Genomic DNA, 16,973 nt, shown 5'->3' with positions numbered 1-16,973 from the left:
ATTAAGGAATAGCCTACATGATTTGACCGGCAATTCTAGTTGTCGTGACCGGTAAAGCTAATTGTCATCTAATAATAATGACTTACGTAATAAGTTGTTATATAAACTTTATGGAAGTGGAGGTGAATATTTATTAAAACTGCCAGAAGATAACGTAAAAGTAGAAATAACTCCGAGTCAATCAAAAAGTGAACAGTGGACATTAGATATTAGTTCAATAAAAGATATTCATTCAGGCCTAAATGAAAAGATTACAATGAAAAATTCTTCATTATATTTAGGTGATCAAGTGATTGATTTCAAAGATGGTATTCCAAATGAGATAATACTTTATTCTGAGATAAAGACCTCGGATTGGCCGAATAATGGCGAGTTGATGGCTGATAAGTTGAGTTTGATAGTCAGTATAGACTGCATAAAGAAAACAAAACAATTAACATTAGTTTTTGAGAGTAAGAATGAATTTCGCCCATCTATGAAGGATGGTCTTATGAGAATAGTTAAAAAACTCAACTTAAATACAGCAATTCCGGTTGAGCTCAAATTAAGGTCTGGAAAAACTACTGCTGTGGTCCATAAAGATTACTTTTTATATTTACCACCTTACCCCCTAAATAATAGAATAGGCTTTTTTGAAGGTTATGGAACTGGTTTGCCTGTAGCTTATGACATTGGACCTGTAGGTCTTGATAATATACTCACCGTTGATAATAATGGAAATCCCTTTTATAAGTTTAGTGATAATAGCTTTAGTGTATTATTAAAATTAATAATTAATAGAGGTAAGATTAATGCTCAGCCTTATGCAGCCGTCTATAAATCTAATAATTTAGATGAAGCCCATCTAAAGATTCAAGATATAAAAGGCAGCTCTGTACAAGATTTTAGAGAATACCTGTTAAAAAATCATAACCATCATCAAATTGATTTCCCTAAGGAGTTTACCTACACAGTTGCTTATGAAGGTGATAAAGATAATGCATTTTTAAATTTCATGTTAAGCTTTAATGAAGATGATAGGCTGGAATTAAAAACTGCAGGTTGGTCTGAAAATAATAGTATACTAAGTTACGATTATGATAAAAACTCTAACTTAGTTAACATACATCTTAAAAATGATCCTTCAGAGATTAAGATATTGTCAAAAGACTTAATGTCTGATTTATTTAATCAAAATACTGAGTTTGTCTTTTATGCAAATAAAAATTTAAAGCGCCTAAGTTTACCTACTAGCCAAATACAAACATCATTTATTTTAGCCATTGATGAAAGCCATAAAGATTTTGATCTTGAAATAAATGATCTTTACTTTAGAGAAGCAGTTATTCAGTTAGATGGAAAAGATTTAATAGTGCATAACAAAGCTAATGGAGTCTATACAAAACTACTTAATATGACTGATCTTCACAATTTTAGACTAAAATTCAAAGATGGTTATTATATGAATTCAAATGAAATTTATAATTATATATCTGGCATTACTCATGATTTTGATCATTGGATATCAAAAAATAATCCTATTAGTGCAACTTTTATAACTGATAACGGTCTTAATGTTATTTTAAAAAATGGGTTATGGTATACAAAAAATAATGGATATCAAGAGTTGGTAGGTCATATAAAACAGTTTATATCAGATGAAGACATGAAAAGTGTTTCATCAAGTAATTTAAAAACCGCATTTTTATCGACAAAGGGCAAGCCCAGACTGCTGTTTTCAAATAATTTTGTTTTTGAGCTAAATAATGGATTTTTTAATAAAATATTTACATACCCAGAGAGTCTAACAAAAAGCATTTCATTGATGGTAAACCCATATGCTAGATTCATGGAAGATAATGATACGTATTTGGCACCTACTTTTTTCTTCATGAGAAGTGATATAGGAAGTGATATATATTATTCAATCGGTGATAGATATGAGAAAGAGTATGACCCAAGGCTACGTTATACAGGAAACCTTTTATCTTCTTCTATATATCCAAGAAATAAGAGTTTGATATCAGCTTACAGCTCGAGTGAAGGAGTCATAAACCTCATTTTTGATGATGGTAGTGAGTATGCTATATCGAACCTGTTGAGATCGCGCGAGGTTGAAATGTCTTATATTGGAAAAAACTGGCCATCAATGCGATAGCTGTAGGAAGGCCTGGTACTAAGGATCATGTGCTGAGAGGTAAAGTTGCTTAAATTTCCTAGTTTAAAATAGTATTTCATACTTCGCACTTTTTCTGCTAGCATAGGCTATCTGATTTGCCTGTAATGACCCACATCTTTACCGATACTGGTCATTATAGGAACTTTATAAAGGATAGCTGACATGACAGATAAAATACCAACAGAAATAAGTGCTTCAACACCTGATATGCTTTCATCAGAGGGTGCAATTGATTTGTTTCATGATGTTACCAAGCTTATTGAAGAGGCGCGCAATCATGTTGCCAGAGAGTATAATTCAGCTCAAGTATTGCTTTGCTGGCTGATTGGCGAGCGCATCAATGATCGCCTACTACAATCCGACCGAGCTGACTATGGTGAAATGATCGTAAGTTCTTTAGCCGACCAACTTAAATTGAAATATGGTAAAGGTTATAGTCGAGCCAACTTATTTCGTATGATTAAATTTGCTAAGTTATATCCTGATCGCAAGATTGTCTCAACGCTGTCGCGACAATTATCTTGGTCTCACTTTGTGATTATTTGTGGTATTGATGATCACTTAAAACGGGACTTTTTTGCTGAAATGTGCCGTGTACAGAAATGGAGCGTTCGAGCATTGCAAAAGCAGATTAATGGAATGCTTTATGAGCGTGTTGGTTTAAGCAAGCAACCAGAAGGGGTCATTAAAGCTCAAATTGGTCAGCTCAAAAATAACGATGAAATGACGCCAGAGATGACATTTAAAGAGCCTTATTTTTTAGATTTCATTGGTGCTCATTCTTATGCTTCAGAGCAAGAACTCGAAGATATGATTTTGCAAAATATCACTGAATTCCTACAAGAGATTGGAACTGATTTTTGCTTTGTTTCTAGACAAAAACGCATGAGTACTGGCAAAAAGGATCGGTATCTGGATTTATTATTTTTTAATCGTCGACTGCGTCGCCTTATTGCAATTGACCTTAAACTTGGTGATTTTGATCCAGCTTATAAAGGTCAGATGGAATGGTATTTGAGCTGGCTGGACAAAAATGAACGTCTTGACTACGAAGAAAAGCCTATGGGTATTATTTTATGTGCCGGCAAAGATCATGATGATATTGAATATCTTGAAATGGATAAAACCGGCATTCATGTTGCTCAATACCTAACAGAATTACCACCCAAAGAAATTTTAGAAGATAACCTACGCAAAGCGATTGCTACCGCAAGGGAAACCCATATTAAACGTCTATTACTAGAGGAGAGGCATAATGATTAGATTAAACTCTCATCTTAGTGAAGAAGTTCTTGCTTTAATACATGATAAAATTGCGAAATATAAGTTATTTTATGCTTTGTATTTTAAATACTATGAGGAACGTAATGCTTTTTTCACTGAAAAACCAAACTTTTCACGCTCACTGGTCACTACACTAGCTGAAAAATTGGGCGTCTCAACAAAAATTAATTTCCCAACACAAAAGTCATTGACTAACTATAGAAAAGAAATTCGAGATTATTTAAACATCTGTACTATATCTTCCGAACATGAGGATCTCATTAAGACATATGCTAACGAGCTTATTCAGACTCAAAAATTATTTAAATTAGATCCGCTGAAAGAAAAAGTTTATGCGTACTTAAAAGAAAATAAAATTGAAAAGACAAGCGATAATGCCTTAAACAAAATTATTAAGAGCGCTCTTCATCAACATAACCAAGATGTCTTTGAGTTAATATCTGGGGCTTTAGATTTTGAGACTAAAGCTTACTTAGACGGATTGATGCTTGCTAAGGATAGTAGTATGTCTCGTTTAAATTATATTAAGCGATGGCCTCAAGGCATGTCAGTTAAAAGCATAAAAACAGAAGCCGATAAATTAAGTTTTTTAAGAATGTTAACGCTGCCAGATTGTTTGAACGAGATAACCGAAGGGCAGCTTAAAAAGCACTATCGAAATATTTCGACCAAGTATCCTAGTGCTATAAAAGAAATGCCTGAAGTAACGCGATATGCGCTATTAAGTATATTTTGCTTTATTCGCCAAAGAGAGTTAATAGACAATTTAGTTGAAATGCTAATTAAACTCACACACAAAGTATTTGTTAGTGGTGAAAATAAGCTGAGAAATGAGTTATCTACGGTTCTTGAAATTAAAGAAAATTGTAATCGCAAAGGGATACTTGAGTTGCTTATTGATACTATCGTTTCTCAAGAGAAAAAAGTTATTGAAAACGCAATATACCCAGTCATTTCAAAAGATAAGTTGCTAGCAATTAAAAGCAAAAATAAAAATAATACCATCACTTATAACAGCCTAGTTTACGATAAAGTAAGGGCGTCATACGCTAGACATTACCGCCAAATGCTGGCACCAGTTATAAGCTTGCTTACCCTTCGGTCTAACAACAAAAGCTACCAACCTGTTATCGAAGCATTGTCAGTTATTAAACAACATTTAAGTGATAGCAGCACCTATTACCCTGCTGAAGAAAATATTCCTATTAACGGTGCAGTTAAGCGATCACACGAAAAATGTGTTATTGAAGAAACATCACAAGGTGATTGTATTAAGCGCATTGATTATGAATTATGTGTCCTTCATAACTTGAGGAATAAATTAAGAGTTAAAGAAATATGGGTTGAAGGGGCATATTTGTATCGAGATCCTGAAAAGGATTTGCCTCAAGACTTTGAAGAAGAAAAAGAGGCATATCACGAAATTCTCGATAAGCCCATAGACGCTAAACAGTTTGTCACAAAACTAAAGAAATCACTCACAAAACATCTCAATGAATTTAACCTCAATCTACCTAAAAACAAACTCGTTAGTATTTTAAAACGACCAAAAGGACATATCAAATTAACACCATTAAAAGAGCAACCTGAGCCACCACAACTAGAAGCCATTAAGCAAGAAGTATTTAAACGTTGGCCATCAACCAGTTTGCTTGATGTTTTGAAAGAAGCAGACGTATTTGTTGATTTCATCAAGGACTTTGTGCCTAGCGGGAGTAAAGAGGGATTAGATAAGGAAATAGTTAAAAAACGTTTGCTACTTGCAATACTTGCCTACGGCACTAACACTGGATTAAAAAGCATGAGCGCTGGAAATAAGGATGTAACTTACCAAGATTTACAACACATTAAACTAAGGTATTTTGATCCCGACAATTTTAAAGAAGCCATTCGCAAAATGGTTAACTATCTTTTAAAAGTACAAATGCCAGAGATATGGCAACATTGCACGACATCAGTTGCTTCAGATTCCAAACATTTCAAGGCATCGGATCAAAATCTAATGAGTTACTGGCATCCTCGTTATCATAGTAAAGGTGTTATGGTTTATTGGCACGTGGATCGTAATTCTGTCTGTATTTATTCACAGTTAAAGAGTTGTGTATCTTCAGAAGTATCTTCAATGATTGAAGGAATACTAAGACATTCAACGGATAAAGATGTTGATAAAAGTTATGTTGACACTCATGGGCAAAGCGAAGTGGGGTTTGCTTTTTCATATATGCTTAACTTTAACTTATTACCACGTTTAAACAATATTCATACTCAAAAACTCTATTACACCGCCCAACAAGATGCTGCTAAATATAGTAATTTAACAGATATACTCTCAAGATCAATTAATTGGGAGTTAATAGAAGCTCAATATGAGCAAATCGTGAAATATACTGTTGCACTTAAGTTGGGCACAGCTAATGCTGAAAACATTATGAAACGATTCACTAGAAATAACTTACAACACCCGACATATAAAGCGCTAGCTGAACTTGGTAAAGCAGTAAAAAGCATTTTTCTCTGTCGCTATTTAAGTTCTGAAGCACTAAGAAGAGAAATTCATGAAGGTTTAAATACGGTTGAGCGTTGGAATGGTGTCAATGATTTTATTTTTTATGGAAATCATGGCGCATTAAAAAGTAATAATCCTATTGAGTTAGAGCTATCAACATTGTGTTTGCATTTGCTTCAACTAAGCATGACGCTAATTAATACCTTGATGTTGCAGCAAGTACTTATTGAGTCTGGGTGGCTTGACAAAATGACGCTAGAAGATAAGCGTGCCATCACGCCGCTATTAAGTGAGCATATCAACCCTTATGGTGTGTTTTTACTCGATCTAAATAAGCGCTTACCAATTAATCATCCTTTGTTACAGGTGGCTTGACATGGATAAAAGAACAAGTCCCAGAAAAAAAGCACTGCAAATTGCAAAGCATTTTAGACATGAGAACCCAGACTATAATTACTTACGCGCCGTATTCGTTGCATTAAGGCAGGTATTAGATGTTCAAGTTAAAGCAGAGCCTAAGAAACTACCCTACGTGCCAACAGAAGATGAGATCAGACGGTACTATGATATTGTCTGGAAAAGTAAGAATATGCAAGATGTGTTAATTATTAAAACACTCCTTTATACTGGCGTTCGAGTAAGTGAGCTAATACGCCTTAAAATAAGCGATGTTGACCTAGATAGATGCCAGATTAAAATTAACTCAGGCAAGGGACAAAAAGAGCGTATAGTTCCGTTTCCAAAAAGTTTTCGAGAAACGCTGGCTTTACATATCTCAAAAGTCCAAAAAGATGAAGGTTCCAGCTTATTTACATCATCATGGGCTAAGCCTTACTCTGATCGAGGAATTCGGAAAATTCTCGAAAAATACAGTAAAGAAGCTGGAATGACGCAAAATATATCACCACATAAATTACGGCATTTTCTATTTACTTGGCTTAAGAAAAAAGGAATAGATGATGCACTTATTCAACCGTACTCAGGCCATGAAACAAGGCAGTCTCTGGAGGTCTACTCAAAGTTATCTTTGTCAGAAGCGCAAGATAGTTATGATGATAATATTAAAGATTTTCCTATATGATAGGCTCAACTTTACCTCTCAGCGCACGATCCTTAGTACCAGGCCTAAATGCTATATCAGATATGAGTAATGTATCAGCTAGAACTGCTGGTTATATTAGAAGTTTGATAAAGAAAGGTGATAAATATATAAAGGCTTTAATAAAGCATGCTAGAGTTATTAGAGAGGGTTCTGGCGAAAGAGTTATAGCAAGATTAATAAAATCTGAATTAGAAGGTAAAACAAATAAGAATGCAACAATTATTGAGTCATTAGTTTATAATGAAAAAAAATTAGACATATTTTCAAATGGGAAAATTCAGTTTTCAAAACCAACATACGAACACGAAGATTATAAAAAATTTTTACTTGAAATTAAAACGCTATTCGAGAAATATTACAGTCAGAATAATGAATAAAAATAGATGTGTATAGGATCTTTGCAATGGACTGTGGTTATGCGTTGTCATGTGATAAGTACAATACTACTGATATCATAACCGATTAATAATATATTCTTTTTGATTATTTGGGTTTTCTCTAGTCATATCGTGCAATATCTCAGAAATTATTAGGTCACTATATTTTGATGTTATTATACTGATACTATCATCACTAAATCCAATTAATTTTAATTTGGATAATATTTGTGTATCATATTGATCATTAATTTTTACATCGACTTTGTCTAAAAATTCTATTGAGGATCCCGTTGTTGTTTTCATTGTTGGATCATATGTTTTGTTTCGCCATTTGAAATAATTACAGATATTTAACAAAATACCATAGTAACTTATTAGTAATAATGCTAAATAATAGTATTGATTAAAATTAATCGCGTAATCAGTTGCATTAACAGTGATATTTGGGAATGGTAAAATGTGGACACTATTGCTTGTTGAATTAATTCCTAAACCCCACCAATCAAAAATATAGTGTGGTGGAAAATCAGGTAATCCAAAATTAAAGTTTAATATTGATAGCACCTGTGCTAAAAGCATTATCGTAAATATTAATGGTAATATGGTATAACCATAATAATAAACTATTTTAAAATAATAGATGATAGAACCAATGAGTGCTATTGCAATAGCAATTTTTATGCCTAACCATGGTATCCAGAACAGGTAATATGTTGCTAAAAAAAATGCAATTAAACATGAGGCAAAGACAATGCTCATGCTTCTAGGTGTACCATAGTCCTTATCTTTTTCCATATTTTTTTTACTTGTGAACATTCCTAAGATATGAGTTTCTTTATCATTAAACATGGTAGGCTTGCTATATGCGATTAAAACTGATTCAACAAACACAGCAATGATAAATATGATTAGTAGAAGTGCAATTAGACCTGTTATTATTTCAATATACCAAGCCCATTTAAGCCATTGGTAAAAAAGATAAACAGCAAAAACACTAAGCGATTTAATTGCATTTAAAAGTTCCATTTTTCTCTCCTTAGATTTTCCGCCCTTAGTTTACCAACTTCTTTAGTGCTTGTTCAATTTGATCTTGAGGTATTGTGAAGCTCTGATCAAAGACGATGGTATTTTTAACCCACTTACCGATAACTTGGCCATCATCACTGATTATTTCCTTACGGTCACTAATATCTTGTTCACCATGAACAATCTCATTAACAAGCTTCTCAATTTTTTTGCAGCCTGCGCCTTTGCGGATGTCTTCAGCGATTTCAATTAAAGCAGCGATATATTCATCGCCTTTACGAGCTAATAGAGCGATCACCTTGGACGATCGGCAGCTCACCTTACCCATATTGATCACAGCATCCCAAATTTGCTGTGGGACCTTATTAAACGACAATAAGTCGTATACTTTCTCTTTTGAGCAATGCAGGTAACTTGCGATTTCAGCAACCGTTGTTTTTTTGCTATCTAGGAGCTTCTGAAAATGAATGCCTCTGGAGTAATCTGAGATAGGCTGTTTTTCATTTTCACGCAACTGAAGGAAGTAAGCCTGTTCGTCAGAAATATCTTTAACAATGGCTCTTAAATCAATATCGAGCTCAAGACATGCTTTCCACCGTCTGCTGCCGGCAATCACTTCATATTGGTATTGCGCATCATTTTTAAGAGGTCTGACCATGATAGGTTCAACCTGACCATTTTTTTTGATGTCCATGCCAAGGGCATGAATGTCACCAAATTCAAAGGCAGATCGATCGGCAAATTCCCATCGCTTACATTGAGTTGGGTTAATTTGAATAACTTCCATGATAATTCCATCTAAATATTTATAGTGCTATATTTATCATTATAAACAGGAAATATCAAGTAATTAATTTAAAATATTTTTTATTAATTATCTGTACGCGCGAACAGATTGCTTTAGAACTTCTTGTAGATCGATTTAAAACGTCTTTAATCGTTATTTAAAATAGTAATCTATATATCTAAATGATTGTTATAAATAAAATATAAAATTAAAAGAATAAATAATCATAATGGTAAATCAAAAACAACGAGACCGAATAAGTGCCATGGTAACTTTACTTACTTGGCAGAAGGGTGGGTGCACTTATGAAGTGTGTCGAGTTGTTGTGTGCTGAGAAATATCGACAACGACATTGTGGTTATGAAGTATGATTGACTTTACAATGTATGATCTATGTTGAAATATTGCTTGGCAATGAAATGGATTGACCCCACGACGGTTGCCTTGTGATATTCACTCAAACCTGATGCGATGATGTCACCACCCAAGCGCACAATATTGTGGAAACGTATTTTTTCGTAATCCTGGCCAAAGAGGGCAAAGAGTTGATCACGTTTACTACTTTGGTATTCATAATTACGCGCATTAAAAACCGCAGAACCGATTTTATAAAAATCATGCTCTTGCACATTACTTTCAATTAGCTCAATGGCTTTTTTGCAGATTGCTGTTGCAAATGTTGAGTTTATATAATGGTTAACTTTGTCTGCTGATAATTTACAAAATGTGCATTGTGTTTTTAAGAACAACTCAAGGTTTGCTTTTTCAAACGCAAGACCCATTAAGAACTTTTGCCGTGAGTCCTTTTTGCGTTCACGTACTGAAAGGGTAGTTAACTCGGTGCGCTTGCGGTTGATTCTGATGATGACTTTTTTACTTCATCATCCAGTTTATCAAGCATCTCTTTGTCTTCTTTATATTTTTCGGCAATCGCTTTAAACTCATTTTCAATGATGCCATCCTCTAAATCTGTTACACCATATTTGAGTGCCAACTTACCAACTTTATCAGCGCGATCTTTATCAATCTTTGCTTCTAGTTTTTTAAGATCATCAATTTGCTTTTGAATATCCGCTTTACGTTCTTGTGGTGTCTTTTTCTTGGCAGCCATCAAAACTTCCTTAATTTTAATCCGATTATGACAGGTCTATGATAGCAGCAAAGGACTCTTAAGAAAACATGAGCGTAGCGAATACATTAGAACATTAGGTTGTGACCATATCGGCATCTTGGTTTTTTGCGTTCCTAACCTAATGCGCACTTGTGTAAGTCTTGCGACTTACTGTGCGATCTGCTAAAGTACAGGGTATCAATATAAGGATTGAATTGTACTAGATGGCGATTTATCACTACTCCCGAAACTTCGGTAAGCGAGCAGAAGGCTTTAATGCGGTATTTGCCGCAGCTTACATTCGTGGAGAATCAAAAAAGTGTATACGCCTAGACAAGACAATTGACTTTAGTGATAAGAATCACGTTGTTTTTAAAAAGAGTTATTTGCCTGAGGATGCCCCTGATTGGGTAAAAAAGTTTGATGCAAGCAAAGAGTTATCTGATGAAATTTGGAATCGCATAGAGTTAATTGAAAAGCATCCACGTGCACAACTTTGTTTTCATGATGATGTTTCTATTCCATTGGAATTTAGTTTTGCTGATGCCAAAGAGTTGGTTGATGAGTTTGTTAAAAAGTATATTGCTGTTGATGGTATATTTGCTGATGTTGCCATTCACTGGGAAAAGAACAATCCCCATTTTCATATTTTAATGCCGATGCGTCAATTGACTGAAGCAGGTTTTAGTAATAAGTTGCAATTGAAGATGGGCGAGCTTAAGGAAATGTATCTTAAGGTCAGAGGTGAGTGGTCTGAGTGTGTTAATGAATTTGCCAAGCGAAAAGGTTTAGATGTTCAAATTGACCATAGAAGTTATGCTGATCGTGACCTTGATTTGGTGCCCATGAAGAAAGTGGGTAAAGCTAAACACATGAAAGACAGCGAACATCAAAAGTATAAATTAGCGCAAAATCAATTAATCAAAGCTGAGAATTTATTAAAGATTCAAGACAATCCAGAAATTATTATTAAGAAGCTTGAGCAGGAACATGTTTGCATCGATTCAGCGCATGTTGAAGAGGAATTATCACGCTTTGCAGTACCGAATGAGGTGTTGAGTATTGTTAAAAATCAGCAGCATGAAAATACAGAAAAAGAAGAAAATATAAAAGAGAAGATAAAAGAAAAGACAGAAGAAAGTGCAGATGAGACGCCAGGGAAGGGTGGGCAAAATGAAGCGGTTTCTCCTTTACCATTGGCAGCTAAAACCTTAAATGATACTGAGAATACACCAAAGACCCCTGTCAATGACCAGCTACCTTCTCATGATTCTGTCGCAAAAATAGCTTCTGATTCAAAACACATCGTCTACACTGAGGTTGAAAATCCTACAAATGACCATCCATCTTCTGATCATTCAAACGCTAAAATCGCCACGAACTCAAAAAATGATGCTACTTCTATTGATCAAAATAGTGTGATTTCTAGTCTATCCTCTGACATTAAGGGCGATATTGATAAGTATACGGTAGGTGCTCATCAAGCTAATTTGACTGATAATCAACCTGTTTTGCCACTTTCACAATCTGCTTTGACGTATCAGGTGATTGAAAAACTTGAAGCCAATCATGGGATTTTTAGTGATAAGCAGATCAAAGAATCGGTTTTTGAGCACGATGAAGTGGGTACGCAAAACTTTAATCAGGTTTATCAGAAGGTTATTCAAGATCAAAAGTTGGTCTACTTGGGCGTTGGCATTGATGGAAGAGACAGCTACACCACCAAGCTGCATTTTGATAAAGAGCTCGATTTGCGTGATATGGCTAGAATGCTTAATAAGCGTAAAGGCTTTCATGTTTTTGATACTGATATTGCTAAAGTATTAAAGTCCTATGATTTACGTCCAACCCAAGAGCAGTCATTACGTCATTTACTTCAAGGTAAATCCATTGGTGTGACCGTTGGTTTTGCGGGTACAGGTAAGAGCTTTATGATGAAGCTTGCTAATGAGATATGGCAAAAAGCGGGCTTTAATGTTGTGGGTACGGCGCTATCTGGTGCGGCAGCTGCTGAGCTGCAATCTTCTTCTGATATTAAATCACATACTGCTGCTTCTTTACTGTATCAGCTAGATAAAGGGCATCTACGCTTATCTAAGCGTGATATAGTTGTCGTTGATGAGTTTGGGATGCTGGCACTGGATGATGCGCATCGCTTGATGAAGCATGTCGTGCAAGCTGAAGCTAAGCTTGTTGGTATTGGTGATGATGAGCAAACGCAGCCGATTGGACCAGGTGCATCGATGCGCTCAATTATTGATGAGGTTGGAGCTTCTAAGATGACGGATATTATTCGTCAGAAGCAAGATTGGCAGCGAGAGGCAACGGTTCATTTTGAGACGCAGGAGACAGGTAAAGGGTTTGATCTTTATCAGTCGCATGGGCATGTTCATTTTTATGATCAAGCTAAAGATAAGCATACTGCGATGCTTGCGCGTTGGCAGTCACATCTTGATGATGGCGCGCCACTATCTGAAGTTATAATGTTAGCGCATAAGAATGATAGTATTGATGCGCTTAATAAAATGGCGCGGCAGCGCTTGGTTGATCAAGGAAAGCTTGCTGGTGGTGTTAGCTTTAAGAATGACAATCGAAAGCAGCTGACCATTGCGGTTGGTGAGCGCTTATTGTTTACGCGCAATGATAAGAAGCTAGGTGTTAAGAATGGCTTTATGGGGACGGTGAGTGCGGTTGATAAAAAGCATGTTACTGTGACGCTTAAATCAGGGCAAAGCATTACGTTTGATCCGGCTGCGTATAATCACTTTAACTATGCCTATGCTGCAACAATTCATAAACTACAGGGTGCCACTTTCGATCATACGCTTGCTGATGTTGATTCGGTAGGTTGGGATCGTCATTTGTTCTTAGTGGGTGGTACACGTCATCGAGAGAGCTTTGATTTATTTGTTGATGGTGAAACCTTTAATGATCTTGATCATGTTAAAGAAGTGGTTACGCGCGGTGGTTTAAAAGATCATATTTATGATTATCCGGTACGTTTTGCGATTAACCGTGGGTTTGATGGTGAGCATGTTGCTGATCGTGCCGCAGGCTTGGTTTCCAAAACAGCGGATAAGCTACACGATGCATGGTTGTATTTATCGAATTATCAGGCGTATGTTGAGAAAACACTGGCACGCAAAGAAGCTGCGATCAGTGATGAGCAGCGTGACATGCTACGTGTTAGAGAAGAGGCGCGGATTGTTGCCTCATTTGCGGATAAGCGTATTGAGATTGCCAAGTTATCTAAAGCCATTAATGAGGCACTGGGTGAGCGTACATTGGCTGATGCGCAAAATGATCCTAAAGTACAAGACTTGTGGGATGATCTATATCAGCTACAAGTTGATCATGGTGTGTTAGCTCATCGCATTAAAAACAACGCCATTGATCTAACGGAAAGCTTACATGCGAATCGTATTACCAGTGCGACACTTAATAAGGCGTATGATTTCTATGAGAAGCATGATCAAGTTCACGCGCTTGCTAAAGCCTATACACTTAAACAGCTATGGCAGCCAGAGCAAGCGGCTAAGATTATAGAGGATTTAAGCAGTTATCAGCGACATATATTTAAAGCTTTTGATACAGAGACGCAAGCATTTGACTTTATCAATGAGCTACGCAATCAGGCGGCTAATGTTCAGTATGAAAAAGCCTTTGCACACTTTGGTGTGGAGTATCGCGTCTTTATTAAGGATGCCAGAGACTATATTCAACGAAATCATGCGCTTTTTGAAAGCTATGCAGAGCTTCGTCGTCTGAAATCACTAAGTGATGATCATTCTGATAATAATGAGAGTGAAAATAAACATAAAGAAAAAATTGAAGCAGTTTCAAGGCGTTGTGCTTTATTAAGGCAATCGAGAAATGCGGTTGCTTCAACCTTAGCATCTTCTGATGTTGCTCAAGAAGTCAGTGACTTTTTCCACATTGATCAAAATAAGCTTAAGCAACACGCCAAGGAGCATAAAACCGCAAACAATCTGGTTGATCGCTTTAGATCATCTGATGCAACATCCATTGGACAGATGATGGTAGCGCATCAGATTAAATCACAATTTGCGATAATGAGTGGCTATGTTGAACATGCTTTTAATGATGGCTGGAAAGACATCAATATTGCTAACTGGCATTTTGATAGACGCTTACAGGTTTTAAGGGGCTCCAAAGAATACCGTCAATCGGTTAATGTGATTAATGACTATTTGACACTGGCAAAAAGCGCTCGAACAAACTGGCAAGCATTTTATCGCATTAGCGAACAACAGAAAGATTATGAGCAATACAAATCACCTAGTGATCGCAAAGATAGGTTACGTCAGATGGCGCAGCATTATGGTTATCAGCGTGATGCTTTGGCATATGATATTGTACAAAATCTTGATCAGTACCGTGGAGCCATTGATTTTGCGAAGATTGATCTGGAGCGATTACGTGAAGCTGCAAGCAATTATGATCGTGTACATCGTTATCAATCAGCTTTACAAAGTGTATCACGCTTTGAGGAAGCCAAGGCATTGCTTGAAGATGGCAAGCGTTATGGTAATCACTTACAGGCTGCTCATGTCTACAAACAAGCAAAAGCCGATGTGATAAAGCTTGAGAAGGTGATGTTACTGCGTGGGTTGTCCTCAGCAACCAAGCATCAGGATATACATTTAGTTAAAAACTACTTGGATGCTTCTTATCAAAGCTATCGCTATTATAAGAAAACACAACATGCGTTTGATGGTCATGTTTATGTTGATTCTGTGTTTAGACCAAAGCATTTACAGACTTATGCTAACACCTCAGCACAATTTGCCAGAAAAGCCGATCGCACTGCCTATGCGCTTATTGAGAAGGGTGTTGATTACCAATCTATTCTTAAGTATCAGATCAAAGATGAGTCACGCTTAAAAGCAACGATTGAGCGTATTGAAAAAGCGCATGCCAGAGAGACTAAGCGTTTAGAAATTGAAGCCTATTTGAATCCAAAAACACCGCAAGCACAGTTAGAAAAACTGGCTTATCAGTTTACGCAAGATAGTAAAGGCTATTATGGCCTTGCGCGTGAGGCAGGCTTATTGTGGTTGCCACTGTACAAGGTAGCACTGCCTGAGAAATTGCGCCAGGTACGTGCTGATTTAAGTGCCGCTGATCAGGTAACCTTTGATGCGATTACTGGACACAGTGATATTTGTCGCACGGTTTCTGATATGACCAAGGAATTAAAGGTGCTTGAAGCGCAGTTGGTTGAGCTTAGAAAATCGACTAGCGCGGATGAAGCAAATAAAGAAAATATTGAAGAAGCTTCACTTAAAGCAGAGATTGCAAACTTTAAAGAGAATTACTATTACACCATTGCCGTGCGTAATGAAATGGCTTATAAGCTTGCGCAAAAAAATCCTGAGCTTTTAGCGACTGATGAAGAAAGCCAGAAGCAATTGCGTGATAAGTTCCCGCATTTTTACTCAAAACGTTTTATCTATCATGTTGGCTTACATGAAGCGCGTCTTGCAGCTAAAGATCGTATTGATACCTATCTACAGTCAGGCATGAAAGACAAAGCTATTGCTTATGAGATTATGCAAAATCTTGGTAAGCATATGTTCTATCTAAAAGGACATAAAGACTGTGATATTAAAACCATTTCAATACAGGCGCTTGAACATCAATATGCTGAAGGTCTTAAAGTAATTGATGACCCGCAAAAAGCATCTGTTTATCAAGCGTTGGCTGATTACGATATTGCAATGGAAAAAACCAAGCAGGCATGGGCGCAAATCCGTCAAGCGAGACGACTTGAAAACCCAACTGTTAATATTGCTGAGCTAGAAGCTAAAGCCAGTCGTTTGACAGATATTAAAAATGAAAAAGCGCATAAAGCTTACGTTAGTAGCGGTCAAATTAAAGATGAGTTGTTGAAAAACACCTTTAAGCGTATCGATGTGCTCAAGCTCAATAAGGCAGCACATGGTCATCAATTAGTGATTGATGTTGGTGAATACCGCAAAGTAAAAGATCAGGATAATCAGATATTAGCGCAAATGCTGGCACTTGATTTGTCATTAGATTATGGCAAAGGACAGATCTATAAAGCCTTTAAAGCACATGCTGCTGATTATCAGAAAGGCTATTATATTGATGCGATACGTGCGCGAGAAATCGAATTTAAACAATCTTTACGTGCTGATCAACGAGCATTATACGATGAGGTGTTGCGCTACGTTGATGCTGATCGTCGTTTACGTTATGTGAAAAGCCCAGGGGCTTATCATGATAAGTTATTGCAAACGCGCCACAGCTTAGCTGTTCAATTTAGCAAGTGGCCATCACGTTATGAGTCGATGTTGCAATTTGAGGAGGTCAAATGGAGCCAGGTGCAAGCGTATAGTGAGCGTGTTCCAGTTCTTAAATATATTAAAGCAGCTCATACAGCGAATGAAATTACAGCTACAAATACTGCTTCTTCTAACCTTTCTACTGTGCCATTGCAGCCAAGAGAGGTGACGCGTTTTGATGTGAATGCCATTAACAATGCCATTTATGCCCGTTGTAGCGTCCCCGACTATTTGGCATCGATAGTCCCACGGTGAATGCGGAGATAATTTTGACTGTTTTTCAGTCTCTT

At 36.4% G+C, this 16,973-nt stretch carries 10 protein-coding genes; 6 read left to right on the top strand and 4 right to left on the bottom strand.

From position 1 onward, the window contains the following. Nucleotides 1-61 precede the first annotated feature (61 nt). The 5 genes from ACTS4L_RS10175 to ACTS4L_RS10155 all read left to right on the top strand — a co-directional run bounded on the left by ACTS4L_RS10175 (nucleotide 62) and on the right by ACTS4L_RS10155 (nucleotide 7,427). Nucleotides 62-2,137, top strand: coding sequence for a TcdA/TcdB pore-forming domain-containing protein (locus ACTS4L_RS10175; protein ID WP_440651998.1), 2,076 nt, complete (start codon nucleotides 62-64; stop codon nucleotides 2,135-2,137). Between the two features lie 183 nt (nucleotides 2,138-2,320). Then, entirely contained in the window at nucleotides 2,321-3,421 is a 1,101-nt protein-coding gene (locus tag ACTS4L_RS10170) for a PDDEXK nuclease domain-containing protein (RefSeq protein WP_440617930.1), read from the top strand. Beyond that, nucleotides 3,414-6,323, top strand: coding sequence for a Tn3 family transposase (locus ACTS4L_RS10165; RefSeq protein ID WP_440617929.1), 2,910 nt, complete (start codon nucleotides 3,414-3,416; stop codon nucleotides 6,321-6,323). The genes ACTS4L_RS10170 and ACTS4L_RS10165 overlap by 8 nt, the downstream gene beginning before the upstream one ends. Nucleotide 6,324: 1 nt before the next feature. Next, on the top strand, nucleotides 6,325-7,029 hold the full coding sequence (locus ACTS4L_RS10160) for a tyrosine-type recombinase/integrase (protein ID WP_440617928.1): 705 nt from the start codon (nucleotides 6,325-6,327) through the stop codon (nucleotides 7,027-7,029). 62 nt (nucleotides 7,030-7,091) lie between these two features. Beyond that, the gene (locus ACTS4L_RS10155; RefSeq protein ID WP_440651997.1) at nucleotides 7,092-7,427 is read left to right on the top strand and encodes a hypothetical protein; all 336 of its coding nucleotides are present in this window, start codon (nucleotides 7,092-7,094) and stop codon (nucleotides 7,425-7,427) included. A gap of 75 nt (nucleotides 7,428-7,502) precedes the next feature. Here ACTS4L_RS10155 and ACTS4L_RS10150 read toward each other — a convergent pair whose 3' ends face one another. The 4 genes from ACTS4L_RS10150 to ACTS4L_RS10135 all read right to left on the bottom strand — a co-directional run bounded on the left by ACTS4L_RS10150 (nucleotide 7,503) and on the right by ACTS4L_RS10135 (nucleotide 10,354). Continuing rightward, a complete protein-coding gene (locus tag ACTS4L_RS10150) occupies nucleotides 7,503-8,456 on the bottom strand; it encodes a hypothetical protein (protein ID WP_440651996.1) in 954 nt (317 codons plus the stop codon). 25 nt (nucleotides 8,457-8,481) lie between these two features. Further along, complete coding sequence (locus ACTS4L_RS10145) at nucleotides 8,482-9,243, bottom strand: ParB/RepB/Spo0J family partition protein (RefSeq protein ID WP_440651995.1); 762 nt, start codon at nucleotides 9,241-9,243, stop codon at nucleotides 8,482-8,484. A 377-nt stretch (nucleotides 9,244-9,620) separates the two neighbouring features. Beyond that, complete coding sequence (locus ACTS4L_RS10140) at nucleotides 9,621-10,025, bottom strand: hypothetical protein (protein ID WP_440651994.1); 405 nt, start codon at nucleotides 10,023-10,025, stop codon at nucleotides 9,621-9,623. A gap of 50 nt (nucleotides 10,026-10,075) precedes the next feature. After that, a complete protein-coding gene (locus tag ACTS4L_RS10135; RefSeq protein ID WP_440651993.1) occupies nucleotides 10,076-10,354 on the bottom strand; it encodes a hypothetical protein in 279 nt (92 codons plus the stop codon). A gap of 224 nt (nucleotides 10,355-10,578) precedes the next feature. Between ACTS4L_RS10135 and ACTS4L_RS10130 the strand changes: the two genes are divergently transcribed. Beyond that, nucleotides 10,579-16,938: an AAA family ATPase gene (locus ACTS4L_RS10130; RefSeq protein WP_440651992.1), complete on the top strand. Its 6,360-nt coding sequence runs from the start codon at nucleotides 10,579-10,581 to the stop codon at nucleotides 16,936-16,938. The last annotated feature ends 35 nt before the right edge of the window (nucleotides 16,939-16,973 follow it).

The sequence above is a fragment of the Cysteiniphilum sp. 19S12-1 genome (genome assembly GCF_052030685.1).
Taxonomy (GTDB): Bacteria; Pseudomonadota; Gammaproteobacteria; order Francisellales; family Francisellaceae; genus Caedibacter.
The sequence above is the reverse complement of the archived record's forward strand: the minus strand, read 5'-3'. Positions and strand labels throughout refer to the sequence as shown.

What these genes read in the sequence shown, in the direction of transcription:
- ACTS4L_RS10170 (WP_440617930.1), top strand. Translation starts at nt 2,321, where the DNA reads ATGACAGATAAAATACCAACAGAAATAAGTGCTTCAACACCTGATATG.
- ACTS4L_RS10165 (WP_440617929.1), top strand. Translation starts at nt 3,414, where the DNA reads ATGATTAGATTAAACTCTCATCTTAGTGAAGAAGTTCTTGCTTTAATA.
- ACTS4L_RS10160 (WP_440617928.1), top strand. Translation starts at nt 6,325, where the DNA reads ATGGATAAAAGAACAAGTCCCAGAAAAAAAGCACTGCAAATTGCAAAG.
- ACTS4L_RS10155 (WP_440651997.1), top strand. Translation starts at nt 7,092, where the DNA reads ATGAGTAATGTATCAGCTAGAACTGCTGGTTATATTAGAAGTTTGATA.
- ACTS4L_RS10150 (WP_440651996.1), bottom strand. Translation starts at nt 8,456, where the DNA reads ATGGAACTTTTAAATGCAATTAAATCGCTTAGTGTTTTTGCTGTTTAT.
- ACTS4L_RS10145 (WP_440651995.1), bottom strand. Translation starts at nt 9,243, where the DNA reads ATGGAAGTTATTCAAATTAACCCAACTCAATGTAAGCGATGGGAATTT.
- ACTS4L_RS10140 (WP_440651994.1), bottom strand. Translation starts at nt 10,025, where the DNA reads ATGGGTCTTGCGTTTGAAAAAGCAAACCTTGAGTTGTTCTTAAAAACA.
- ACTS4L_RS10135 (WP_440651993.1), bottom strand. Translation starts at nt 10,354, where the DNA reads ATGGCTGCCAAGAAAAAGACACCACAAGAACGTAAAGCGGATATTCAA.
- ACTS4L_RS10130 (WP_440651992.1), top strand. Translation starts at nt 10,579, where the DNA reads ATGGCGATTTATCACTACTCCCGAAACTTCGGTAAGCGAGCAGAAGGC.